The sequence below is a fragment of the Ruegeria faecimaris genome (assembly GCF_900182615.1).
Taxonomy (GTDB): domain Bacteria; phylum Pseudomonadota; class Alphaproteobacteria; order Rhodobacterales; family Rhodobacteraceae; genus Ruegeria; species Ruegeria faecimaris.
Map to the genome: position 1 here is coordinate 1 of NZ_FXTE01000025.1, position 13,491 is coordinate 13,491.

General features: G+C 52.8%; 6 protein-coding genes. 5 read left to right on the forward strand and 1 reads right to left on the reverse strand.

Features of this window, described 5'->3' with window-relative positions; genetic code table 11:
- Nucleotides 1–448: 448 nt before the first annotated feature.
- The gene (locus FN806_RS20030; RefSeq protein WP_142640379.1) at nucleotides 449–2,011 is read right to left on the reverse strand and encodes an arylsulfatase; all 1,563 of its coding nucleotides are present in this window, start codon (nucleotides 2,009–2,011) and stop codon (nucleotides 449–451) included.
- A gap of 177 nt (nucleotides 2,012–2,188) precedes the next feature.
- On the opposite strand from FN806_RS20030, the gene FN806_RS20035 reads away from it, so the two are divergent.
- From FN806_RS20035 to FN806_RS20055, 5 genes are all read left to right on the forward strand, one after another.
- Nucleotides 2,189–2,572 (forward strand): DUF4345 domain-containing protein, encoded by a 384-nt coding sequence (locus FN806_RS20035; RefSeq protein ID WP_142640380.1) that lies wholly within the window; start codon nucleotides 2,189–2,191, stop codon nucleotides 2,570–2,572.
- Nucleotides 2,569–3,471, forward strand: a complete 903-nt coding sequence (locus FN806_RS20040; RefSeq protein ID WP_142640381.1) for a DUF302 domain-containing protein — start codon at nucleotides 2,569–2,571, stop codon at nucleotides 3,469–3,471. Before FN806_RS20035 ends, FN806_RS20040 begins: the two co-directional genes overlap by 4 nt.
- A 766-nt stretch (nucleotides 3,472–4,237) precedes the next feature.
- Nucleotides 4,238–11,620, forward strand: coding sequence for a GAF domain-containing protein (locus FN806_RS20045; RefSeq protein ID WP_185956756.1), 7,383 nt, complete (start codon nucleotides 4,238–4,240; stop codon nucleotides 11,618–11,620).
- A gap of 3 nt (nucleotides 11,621–11,623) precedes the next feature.
- Nucleotides 11,624–11,965: an Hpt domain-containing protein gene (locus FN806_RS20050; RefSeq protein WP_142640383.1), complete on the forward strand. Its 342-nt coding sequence runs from the start codon at nucleotides 11,624–11,626 to the stop codon at nucleotides 11,963–11,965.
- On the forward strand, nucleotides 11,958–12,983 hold the full coding sequence (locus FN806_RS20055; RefSeq protein ID WP_142640384.1) for an adenylate/guanylate cyclase domain-containing protein: 1,026 nt from the start codon (nucleotides 11,958–11,960) through the stop codon (nucleotides 12,981–12,983). The genes FN806_RS20050 and FN806_RS20055 overlap by 8 nt, the downstream gene beginning before the upstream one ends.
- Nucleotides 12,984–13,491 lie beyond the last annotated feature (508 nt).

Genomic DNA, 13,491 nt, shown 5'->3' on the forward strand with positions numbered 1-13,491 from the left:
CGAGTGAAGCGCGACCCGGTTCTTGCGCGTGTGTTGAGCGACTTGAACCGAATGCGCAAGAAACGGATCAATTGGTTGACCTCAAACGGGAGCCGTCGTTCGTTCGCGGTAGCGAAATCACTTTATTGGGATCAGTACCAACGCTGTTGCAAGTGCAATATCTAGCGATTGAGCCTACGAGAACGGCCCAGAGCCGACCTTGAACACTGTCTTGAAATACTGCATCCGCAGCCCGCATTGCTGCCGTTCGCCGCAACCGCAAAAGATGAGGTAGGTTGAACTCACGCAATGCGGACAAAACCGCCATTTACAAAAATCAGAAAGTGTCGGCCATTTACTCAAAGTAATGACCCGTTTGGGTCGCCAAAAATGTAGTTTCACAAAGGCGAGCTTGCGGCTGTGTCCAACGAAAGCTCGCCCTGCATTTGAATAGTGGAAGTTCAGTTTTCTACTGAGACATGCCACCTTCCTTGGAAGTTTGTTCTTCTACGTGGCTCTGATTTGCTACCGGTCGTCCTCGCGGCGGGAAGTCTTGGAAGGTCGCCAAGTGCGATTGCACAATGCGTGCGGCGGGCCCGAACGCCCACATTTTTTCTCCCATCCAACGGACATACATGCCACTTTCATCAGCTGCTTTCTCATACGGGTCTCTGCGCAAGTTATAGAGCAACGGAGCTACCAACTCTTCTTTTGGGCCAGACCATCCATGGTTTTGAACTACGAAATGAGCTTTCCAATCATTATAGCGCACAGCTTGAAGGTCCGTTCCCTGGTAGTAGAGCAGTTCCCGACGGCTGCTCTCTTCCGCTTCTCCGCTCAGATAAGGAAGTTGATTGTAGCCATCGACGTGGACTTTGAAGCCTTCATAACCTTCTAACAGTTTCTCTTTGAGGTCCGCCGGACCACCCGCAGCAGCAACAAATGTTGGCATCCAGTCCAAGCCGCTGAAAATACCGTTCAACACCTGCCCTTCGGGGATCTTGCCGGGCCACCTGATGACCGCCGGGACGCGGAAACCGCCCTCCCAAGTCGTTCCTTTCTCGCCATGAAAGGGTGTCGTGCCTCCATCCGGCCACGTCAGCGTCTCCGGACCATTGTCCGCGGTGAACATGACGATAGTATTGTCGGACACTCCAAGGTCGACCAGATGAGCTAAGACTTTCCCGACGTTGTCATCCAGTTCTTTCATAATGACATCTTGCAGACCGCGACCGTCACCAAGCATCGCCTCATACTTGGGACTAAGATGTGTCCAGACATGAGCCCGTGCCGGAGCCATCCACACGAAGAATGGAGTATCTGCTTCTACCGCGCGAGAAATGAAGTCTTTGGTGTGATTTGTTACCTCATCGTCCAAGGTCGCTTGCCGTTCTGGTGGGGCGGGCCCATCATCGACAATGCGTTGTTTTCCAACTTTACCAAAACGAGGGTCGATCGTTTCGTCGTCTTCTTCGGTAGCGTACGAATGGATGATGTTACGTGGACCGAACTGCGCCACGAATTCCGGGTCATCGGGCCAGTCTGGGTCACTTGTGTATTCCATTGCGTTCAAGTGATACAACCAACCCCAATATTCGTCGAAGCCCTTGGTGGTAGGCAAAAACTCATTCAGGTCTCCAAGATGATTTTTGCCAAACTGACCCGTGGTATAGCCCAATTTCTTCAAAAACATTGGCAGCGTGGGATCATCGGGGTGCAACCCAACTGGATCGCCCGGGAGACCAACAGTGTGCATACCTGTTCGAATAGGCATTTGTCCTGTCATGAATGCCGACCGACCCGCCGTACAACTGGGTTCAGCATAGTAATCCGTCAGGCGTACACCTTCGGAAGCAAGCTGGTCGAGATTTGGGGTCTCGATACTTTTGATACCCCCATGGTAAACGCCGAGGCTTGCCCATCCTACGTCGTCAGCCATAATCACGAGTATGTTTGGGCGCTCACTTTCGTCACTCCAAACGCTAGACCCTACGATACACAGCCCAAGTGTCATTGCCGCTAATGTTTTCATTTGTCCCTCCGCCTTTTTACTTTCCGCAGCCTATCCACAGCGCGACTAGGTGACCACACTACATTTCAATAATCTATACTTCTGAATAAGATACTATCCTTTATACCGTTGGAGGGGGGTGCCATACTGGGTTAGTAGGCGACGCTCCAACAACATCGAAACCATGGGAACGGTATCATGACAGAACGCTCGTTATTGATCCTGGCTGCCTTGGGCCTTGTGCCCATAGCGTTATCTTACGGCCTCATGCCGTCGGCTTCCGTAACCTATCTGTTGGGTTTTCCCGTCGAAGGTGTAAACCAAACGCATGTCTTCCGCGCCATCATGGGCCTCTATCTGGCGAACGCACTGTTTTGGTTGGTTGCGTCGACAAAGCCGAAGTTGCAGCGGTCCGCGCTGTGGGTACTTTTTCTGTTCATGGCAGGGCTTGCTGGCGGCCGTGCTTTGAGCATCCTGTTGGATGGTCTGCCGGGGGCAATACTGGTATTTTATCTGATAGCCGAACTGGTTTTTGCTGCTCTGTCACTCATGCTCTTGCTCAAAAATGGGGAAAGCAAATGAAAGACCTGAAAAATCTAATCCATCATTGTCAATTTAGTCTCGTTGCAGCATCTCTGGTGCTGACCGGAGGGTCCGAAGCATATGCGTCCTCAGCCGAGGCGGCTGTAGATAACAGTTTTGCTGCCATTGAGCGCGCAGTGGAAGACGCCGGGTTCAACTCAGTTGTGACAATTGATCATGCGCGGTTAGCAGCAGCAGAAGGTGTTGAGATGCCGCCGTCACGGGTTCAAATATTTTCGGACCCGAGTATCAACACATCGATCCTGAGCGACAATGTCAGAGCAGGCTTAGACCTGCCGTTTCGGGTGTTGTCCTTTGCGCAGGATGGAACCGCCAAGGACATTTATACGAACGCAGAATTTTTGAAGATCCGGCATTCTTTAGACAACCAGCAATCACTCAACAACTTTGGGATCCGACTTAACGCGGTAGTGGATGGTGCAGGCGCAACACCGGCACCTACAGATGGATTGACCCCAGACTTCGGCATTATCGAACTGACCTCCCCACTTAGCGTCGCTGAAGCAGTATCAAACCTGACCAGGATTGTGACGGCACAGGACGATACGGTCTGGTTTGGTGAAATCGATTTCGCCAAGCAAGCCTACAAGCATGGCGTCACGCTACCTGACGCTGTCTTGCTTCTCTTTGGGGGGCCAGCGCCGGGCGGCGTTGCAATGGCGGATTTCCCCGCAATTGGTCTGGATGCATTTTGCCAGAAACTTCTTGTATATGCAGGCGAAAATGGAGGGTCTGTGGTGATATTTAACGACATCGCCGCGTTGGCAGAATTGCACTACGGTTCATCTGCTAAACCTCACCACGCGTTGAACGAGCGGCTTACAGCCACATTCAAAAAAGCACTCGAACAGAAGAGTTTGGCCGCAACCAAAGACTGAAAGTGGCAAGCAACGGAAGTGATTTGCATCGATTTGCAAAGGCTGCTTTGGGCTCAGAGCCGACCTCGGAGCAACCGCGACATCTTATTGGAGGGCTCAGATCGCGGCGATGAGGACGGCCCAAACCGGGCATTGAGCTTGAACCATGATTAACTAATCAGCTTCCTGAAAGCGGCCATTCCGACATTTGCAACATTTCCATTGCTTCGGTGGCCGAGATGGGAACATCTCTGCCGTCCTGTTAAGCAAGCAGTACACTTCGCAGTGCATCTTCCCAGAGAGTTCACAGGGGCTCGCGTACCCAGCACATGCTGCCTTTCGCCAACAGAAGTCTGGATTTAAGCTTTGACGCTCGGTGGAGCGCTTCAGAGATCGAACGTCCTGACGATTTCGAGGCGCATTTCTCGTTGGCTATGGAGTGCCAGAACAGTAAGGCCTATAAATCTATCCAGCGCCTTGGCACTACACTGTTGATTCATCGCGCTGACCAGCCGGATGATCCGAGCTAAGTGGGCCGTGCTCGCGCGTGCATGAATGCAAAGGGCATCATCCGTAAAGAATTCCAGTGACTTCTATAACATGCTCTCTAAACTCCGGGCAGTTGTTAGTCAGAATTGACGTGGGAGTTTGGGCTCAGTTGGGCTACAAAAAGGTATCAGAGACACCGATAAGTACCGCGCCATCATCTGCGCCAAGTTCGGAGTTAAGCGCAGTTGATCAACAGGCGCGGTTTGAAGCCACCGCTCAGGTGATGCAGGCGATCTCTGTGACCAAGGACGACGTTCAGCCGGTATGCGATCTGATTGTCACGCTCGCAAAGGACCTTTGCGACGCTGTTTTTGCCGGTTTGGTTTTGGGGCGAAAAGGCGACGCCCTTCAGCAGCTCGTGGCCAGCGTCAACCTGCACCCTGACATTCAGCAACTCTGGCTTGATGGCAAATACACGATGGAGCCGGGCAATTCTCTGGTGACTGAAACCATCCTCAGCGGCGAGACCAAACGCGTTGTGGATATGGGAGACACTGATTTCCACAAATCCGGCGATGAACGGTTCAAGTTGATTGTCGACAAGCATGGGTGCCGCAGCAATCTGTTTGTTCCTCTAAAGGTGGACGGCGGTGCAATTGGATGCTTGATGTTGGCGCGAGACGAGGTGCGGCCCTATACCGACGATCAGGTTAAGCTCGTCGAAACCTTTGCCGCCCAAGCGGTAATCGCCATTGAGAACGTTCGCCAATTCCGCGAATTGCAAATCCGCCTGGCACGCGAAGGCGCCTCGCGTGAAGTTCTTGAGACAATTAGCCAATCACGAGAAGATGAGACGCCGGTGTTCCAGACGATCCTGGAAAACACCGCTCGGCTTTGCGAAACAAATGTCGCCACATTGAGCCTTTTGAATGAGGCTGGAACCCACCTTGAATATGCGGCCCATTTTGGTGATCAGTTGGCGACCTACGAGGTTGGCGTAGATCGTTGGTCACTGGACTCACATCTCCAGATTGCGGAGTCCGTGCGCGAGGCGCGCGTTGTTCACAATGTCGATTTGCGCCTGACTGACCAGTATATCAAGGGCGACCCATGGCGCCGTCAACTTGTAGACGAAGAAGGTGTCCGGTCATTTCTGACGGTCCCATTAATGTCGGCAGATGGTACGCCCGTGGGCGTTATCGGGATTTACCGACGTGAGGTTCGGGCCTTTACAGACGACGAGATTTCTCTGGTTGAGGGCTTTGCCGCGCAGGCCGTGATCGCCTTGGACAACACACGACAATTGAATGAGCTGCACACGCAATTGGAGCGTCAGACGGCAACGCAAGAAATTCTAACGGTCATTAGCCAAAGCCGTGATGACGATGCGCGCGTCTTTGATTCAGTGCTTCAGCAGGCCACCAGGGTATGTGATGCAGATCAGGCTGTACTTATTCTTATCAACGCTGCCGGGACCCACGGGCGGTTGGCCGCGAATTGGGGACATCAGAGAACCGGATTTGATGTTGGAGACGAGTGGCAGTTGGACGAATCGATTCCCATAGCCATTGCGATACGAACAGGTAAGGTTGGTCGCATCGATGATTTGACCGACACGGATTTTTATCGCTCGGGCCATCCTACAGCTGCCATGATGGTTGAGATCGAAGGCATTCGGTCACGCGTTACAGTCCCCCTGATGCAAGGAGATCAGGCTATCGGAGCCATCGCGGTCAGCCGCCGTGAGGTACGGCCATTTGCTGACCCTGACGTACAGTTGATTGAAGAATTCGCCAAACATGCAGTCATTGCCATCGAAAACACGCGCCAGTTTCGTGAAGTTCAGGAACGACTTGAACGGGAAGAAGCATCGCGCGAAATCCTCGAAGTCATCAGCCGCAGTCGCGATGACGATAGCCCTGTCTTCAATAGCATACTCGAAAATGCCAGCCGTTTGTGCAAAGCGCCGCTGGCCTTCCTTTGCGTCGCTGATCACGAACGTGGCCTGGCGACGATTCCGGCCAATATCGGTGCGAGAACGGATTTTGATGAAGCCTTGAAGGGGTTCGTAGAACCATTGACGCGCACGGAATTGGTTGCAATTAGGCCGATGATCGATGGTCAGGTGATCCGGCAGGACGATATTGCTGATGATCCGCTTTACCATCGGGATCGTGATCCAAAACGTGTTCAGATGGTCGAGGTTGAAGGCGCCCGTTCGGTTCTTGCCGTACCGCTGATGAAAGACGGCACTGGTCTTGGGGTGATTGTTCTTTATCGCCGTGAAGTTGCGCCTTTTTCGGATGACGACGTCGCGCTGGTCCAAACGTTTGCAGCTCAAGCCGTGATCGCAATGGATAACGTACACCAGTTCCGCGAGGTTCAGGAGCGTACGGCGGAAGTCACACAAGCCTTAGAGTATCAGACATCAACATCCGAAGTGCTGCGCGTCATTTCGACATCTCCCAATCAGCTGTCGCCTGTTCTGGATGCCATTCTCAATGAAGCTTCGCGGATCTGCGAGCTGCAAGACGCGTACGTCGCGATGCTGAATCCGAACGATGGGCTCTATCATGTGCACTCGACGCTCACACAGGACACGACCTTTGCAGAGTACGTAAAAACTCACCCGATTTTGCCAGAAGAGAACGGTGTTAGCGGACGTGCGATCCTGTCGAAACGAACAAGCTACGTCGAAGATGTCGAAACGGATAAGTCCTACACTTGGTTGGAAGAAAGTGGTGTAGGTGAATATAAATCTTTGCTTGGGCTTCCGCTGGTCAAAAACGGTGAGGTCGTCGGCGTTATTTCTCTTGGCTCGGCGGTGGTCTCGGGTTTTTCCGACAAACAGATCCAATTGCTGGAAACATTTGCGGATCAGGCCGTCATCGCGATTACCAACGCGAGCCTTTTTCATGAATTAGAGGAACGCACGGAAGAAGTTACACAAGCGCTGGAGTATCAGACTGCAACGTCAGACGTGTTGTCCGTAATCTCTCGATCCCCGAATGAGCTGGAGCCTGTACTGCAGGAGATATTGAGGGTCGCCAACCGGATTTGCGACCCAAAATATGCTGCGATCTCGATCCTGAATCCACAGGACAACCTCTACCATACTGACATTATGCTCGATTTTGACAGTGATTTTATGAAGTTCATGAAGTCCCACCCAGTACCGGCAGGCCATGGGAGCGGTATTGGCCAAACAGCGGCACGAGGGGAAACTGTCTACTACAAGGACACTGAAGCCGACGAATACGCCTGGAAGGAAGCCGCGCGTATGGGCAAGTATCGCTCACTTTTGGGTGTTCCACTGATCAAGGACAAAGTCGTCGTTGGTGTACTTGTGCTTTGCCACATCAAAGTCGCTCCTTTCAATTCAAAACAGATCGCCCTGTTGGAAACATTCGCTGCCCAGGCTGTAATTGCGATCAACAACACCCGGTTGTTTGAAGAAGTTCAAACCCGCACTGCCGAAGTTGAAGAAGCGCTGGTGCGCGAACAAGCAAGCGCGGAAATTCTGCAGGTCATCAACGAAGCGTCGTCCGATATCCAACCAGTGTTTGATCTTGTTGTTCAAAAATCCGCCGAGCTTTGTGGGGCGCAGTTCTGTGTTCTCGAACGATTTGACGGCAAATTATATCATTTCTGCGCACAATATGGATTTCCAAACGCTACCTTAGAATTGCTGACCTCCGATTACCCGATGGAAGCATCCGAAGGCCACTTGGCTCCATTGGTGGTAAAGAGCGGCGATGTCCAGCATCTATCAGACGCGCACGGTCCCGAATATTTCAGTCCGGAGCTTGCAAAAAAGGCTGGGTATCGACGCTTGATGGCCGTACCAGTCCGGGCCGAAACGCGGATTTGGGGTGTCGTGATTGTAGGCTGGGCCGAAGCCGGGCCACCGCAACAAAACTGCGTGGAGCTCGTTCAGGGATTTGCCAATCAAGCCAGTATCGCCATTGAGAACGCGCGGCTGTTCCGGGAAACACAAGAACGCACTGCCGAAGTCGAAGAGGCGTTAAAGTATCAGACGGCCACTTCCGAAGTACTTGATGTCATCTCTCGCTCGCCCAACGATCTGCCACCGGTTCTGGACGCCATATTACAGGTTTCGGCACGAATATGCTCGCCGGAATATGCATTCTTCGCGATGCGGGATGCCGCAGATGGGCGGTATCGCGTTGCCATGTCACACAACGTTAGTGATGCTTTTCTGCAATTTTTATCCGACAACCCCATCGCGCCAGAGGAAGGTTCCTGCATCGGTCGCACGGCGCTGCATCGTAAAACCGTCTATATAAAAGACACGCGCAAGGACCCGTCCTATACTTGGAAAGAGGCAGCGGAGATCGGTAACTACCTCACCACACTCGGAGTTCCCTTGGTCAGCGATGGTGTAACGGTCGGCGTCATCGTTATGGCGCACCGGCAGGCGGCCGCGTTTAGTGACAAACAGGTAAGCCTGTTGGAAACTTTTGCGTCCCAGGCGGTGATCGCTATCAACAATACCCGGCTGTTCAAAGAAGTGCAGGCGCGCACGGCAGAGGTCGAAGAGGCGCTGGAGCAGCAAAAAGCCAGTGCCGAGATACTTAGCGTCATCAGCCAATCGGTCGAAGACACGCAGCCGGTATTCGAGAAGATTCTTGAAAGTTGTAAAGTGCTGTTTGGTGGCGAAGAACTTGATGTGCTGCTTGTTGATGACGACGGTCTCTTGCAAGTCGAAGCTTACATTGGCGATTATCGGGACGAAGTGGCCAAGACCTTTCCGGCACCTTGGGAGATAACGCCCGTCGCGAATGCACTGCGGACAGGTGAGGTTGCCAACTATTCGGATTGTATAAACAATCCGGACACACCCGCCGTTCTTCAAAAGATAGCGCGCATAGCACGATACCATTCGGTCGCATTCGCTCCAATGATGTGGGAAATGAAAGGTATCGGCGCAGTCGGCGTTGCACGGCGAGACAATCCTTTTCAGGCCAAGGAATTGCGCGTTCTGAAGGGCTTTGCTGATCAAGCTGTCATCGCGATCCAGAACGCACGGCTATTTCATGACACCCAAACCGCACTCTCGCGCCAAACGGCGAGTGCGGATGTGTTGAGGGTGATCTCAGAATCTCCAGATGATACCAAACCGGTTTTTGAAAAGATTGTTGGCCTCGCGACGACGCTTATCGATTGCGATCAGTCGATTGCGATGCAAGCTGACAAGGCAGAGTACTGGCAAGTGGCGGCCGCAACGCCTGATGGCTTGGAGGAAATCACGTGGGCTGAACGTCTGCCCATTGATCCCGACGACAACCTGCCATCCCGCGCCATCCACAGTGGTAGGACGCTGCATTTCGATGAATCCCGCTTTGATGAGTTGTCGCCGCGAGATCAACAAATCGTACAGGAACAAGGGTTCAGGTCGTTCTTGATGGTGCCATTGATGCGCGGGAACGACTGTTTTGGAAATCTGGTATTTATTCGAAAAACGTCCAAGATCTTCAGCGAAGACGAAGTGTCTATCGCCGAATCCTTTGCGGATCAGGCCATCATCGCGCTGGAAAATGTACGCCTGTTCAATGAAACGCAGGCATCATTGGCACGTCAGACTGCCAGTGCTGATGTACTGCGGGTGATCAGCCAATCGCCTTCAGATACCACACCTGTTTTTGAGGCGATTGTAAATTCCGCGACACGGCTTGTTTCATGCGACATGGCAGGCGCCGCTTTGTCAGATGACAGTTTCTGGTGGCAAGTGGCTTTGGCGACGCCAAAAGGCCTATTTCGTGATTTCGGACGAACCCGACACCCGTTGGACCCGAAGGATAATTTTCTGTCGTCCGTGTTAATGTCCGGGAAAACCATGCATGTACACGATTTGACGTCGCAGGGCTTACCGCGCTTGGCAAAGAAGCTTCACGAAGAAAACGGATTTGAAGCTTTTCTTGGCATACCGTTGATGCGCGGAGACAAGTGTTTGGGCGGGCTCTATTTCATCAGGAAATCAAAGACACCGTTCTCGGACGACGATATTGCAATGGCTGAGTCTTTTGCAGATCAGTCTGTTATTGCCATCGAGAACGTGCGCCTTTTCCGCGAGGCCGAAAAGGCCCGTGAGGTGGCCGAGTCTGCTAACGAAGCAAAAAGTGCGTTCCTCGCCACCATGTCTCACGAAATCCGTACACCGATGAATGCCGTTATCGGAATGAGTGGGCTCCTGATGGATACCAAGTTAGATGCCGAGCAAAGCGATTATGCCAACACGATCCGCGACAGTGGCGACGCACTACTGGGCATAATCAACGAAATCCTCGATTTCTCAAAAATCGAAGCCGGGCAGATGGACATCGAGAACCATCCGTTCGATTTGCGTGAATGTATCGAAGGCGCGCTTGATCTGATCAGCGGCAAGGCCGCCGAAAAACAGCTCGATCTGGCCTATGAATTTGACGACGCTTTGCCCCTTGCGATCAGCGCTGACCTGACCCGGTTGCGGCAGATCCTGCTGAACCTGCTTTCCAACGCCGTGAAGTTCACTGAAAGCGGCGAGGTGGTTCTCTCTGTCGAACAAACCGCCAAGAAACGCGGATCGCTTGAGATGACGTTCAAAGTCCGCGACACCGGCATTGGCCTGTCCGACAAGGGGATGAGCCGTCTGTTCCAGTCCTTCAGCCAAGCAGACAGTTCAACAACCCGCAAATATGGCGGCACCGGTCTCGGCCTGGCGATTTCCAAGCGTCTTGCGGAACTTATGGGCGGCAGCATGTGGGCAGAAAGTGACGGCGAGGGGCTTGGTTCGACCTTTTCATTTACGATCCAGACCAAACCCTCCAAACCGGTCAAATCGACGTCGCGCGATTTAGTGGGCGTTCAGTCCGAACTTGAAGGCAAACGCATTCTTATGGTGGATGACAACGCCACCAACCGTAAAATTCTGTCGCTCCAGACCGAGAAATGGGGCACTAAAACCACTACCTGTGAAACCCCGTCCGATGCTCTGGCCACGCTCGAGGAGGCTAAAAAGTTCGATCTGGCCATTCTCGACATGCACATGCCAGAAATGGATGGTGAGGAACTCGCGCAGAAAATTCAGGCCAAGCACCCGGACTTGCCGCTGATCCTCTTTAGTTCACTTGGTCCACGTGAAATTGACCTCGAAGACGGCCTCTTTGCTGCCAACCTCACCAAGCCGCTGCGTCAGTCGCATCTCTTCGACACTCTGGTCACACTGTTTTCGACCGAAGATACCCCAGTGAAACCAACCAAACCCGCGGGCAAGCCACAGACCGATCCAGAGATGGCCAAACGCCACCCGCTACGTATTCTGCTTGCTGAGGATAATTTGGTGAACCAAAAACTTGCGCTTCGCCTGCTAGAACAGATGGGCTATCGCGCTGATCTGGCCAGCAACGGCGCTGAGGCGGTCGAAAGCGTTAACCGGCAAACATACGACGTCGTATTGATGGACGTGCAGATGCCAGAAATGGACGGGCTCGAAGCCTCACGCCGCATAAACAAAGATTTCCCCGGAGAAGACCGACCGCATATAGTAGCCATGACTGCCAATGCCATGCAAGGCGACCGCGAGATGTGTTTGGATGCCGGGATGGATGACTACATCGCCAAACCGATCCGCCTGCCTATTCTTATCGAAGCCCTTTTAAATGTTCCCAGGAAAAGCAAGTAATCCATGACAAACGGCCCAATTGATCTTGATATCTTCGCTGAACTCAAGGACGCGACTGGTGACGAATTTGCCGCCGAGCTTGTGAACACCTTTCTCGACGAAGCCCCCGGCATGATTGCCGAATTGAAATCGGCAGCCGAAGCATCAGACGCAGATGGATATCGCCGCGCAGCTCATTCCATCAAATCGAATGCAAACACCTTTGGTGCAACCGCGCTAGCGGAGTTGGCAAGGAAAATCGAGCTCGGGGACATACCCGCAACTGGCGACCTTATGGATGCGAAAGCTCTGGAGGCCTCTTTCGCCAAAGCTGCCGCGGCCCTGCGGATCCTGAACAATGACTGATGCACCTGGCCATCTCCTTATCGTTGATGACAACAAAGTCAATCGGCTACTCCTGTCTCGCAATGTTGAACTGTTGGGGCACAAAGCCTCTGTCGCGGAGAACGGCCTCGTAGCGATGGAGATGTTGTCGAGTCAATCTTATGACCTGCTTCTACTCGATATCGAAATGCCGGAAATGGACGGGTTTCAGGTTCTGGAAGCAATCAATGTGGACCCCGACCTGCGCGAATTGCCGGTGATTGTGACCTCCTCTGTCGAAGGGCTCGACAATATTGTGCGCTGCATCGAGTTAGGCGCAGAAGACTATTTGCCCAAGCCGGTGAATAAGACGCTTCTCAGCGCCCGCGTCGCCAGCGGCCTTGAAAAGAAGCGACTGCGGGACGAACAAAGACGCCTGCTCGAACGCTTCGCAACCACCGAGGTTGCGCAAGACCTGCAAGAGTCTGGCTTTGCCATCGGTGGCAAACGTGCAAACGCGTCGGTTCTTTTTTGCGACATTCGCGGTTTCACAGCCCTTTCAGAAAACCTGGCGCCCGAAGCAACAATTGATCTGCTCAACACCTTCTACACGTTGATGTTTGAGGCGGTAACCAGCAATGGCGGCATAGTCAGCCTGATGCTGGGTGACGGGTTGATGGCTCTCTTCGGTGTTCCACAACCTCTGAACAATACCGCGCAAAGTGCGGTAGCTACTGGGCATGAAATGCATAACATGATCGAGATGCTGAATCACGACCGGCTCGTGGATGGCGAAGAGAGCCTCCGGATCGGGATCGGTATCGCTACAGGCGAAGTCGTCGCGGGCTATGCCGGCACTGACAACCGGGCGACCTATACCTGTATCGGATCCGCGGTAAATCTCGCAGCCCGATTGGAAGCGGAAACCCAGAACACCGGAAGCCGGATTTTGGTTGATCAAGAGACCCTGGATCTGCTGGACAGGGCTGATGTACAGGAGACATTTGGCAGGACCCGTATCAAGGGCTTCTCTGAACCGTTCGACATCTACGCGTTATGATCTTCCGACACGAGTATCGTTTCTCCGATATCATTTCCTGAAAGACCGCTTACTACTAAACTCCCCGCCGTCGCAGCCACTCAATTTGGATTCGCGAAAACGGGTCGATTTTTTTGCGCCCGGCGATGGGCCTATTGCCACAGACAAAATCGGGCTTCATTCGAGGCGGGGAGAACAGATGAAGCGAACTTTGTTAGATCACTATCATCCAGGTCTTTTGAGCAGTTTGTCCGCTTCAATGACCGCTTTGCAGTAGTGTAGCATTTTCTTTGCACCGCAGCGAACGACCGGTTTCCGCTCTTCAAGTCGGAAAGCTGGAATAACACCATACGCTCAAAGGTGGGCTATAAGGTGGATAGAAATACAGATACCCGCCTTAAGCGATTGAAAAATATAATAATATTATGGATATTTGGTGCCCAGGAGAAGCAGTTCTACTCCCGTTACAGGCACCGTCACAGGTGATCACCTCAGTGAAACAAGGGGTATCAGTTGGGGTGAATCCACG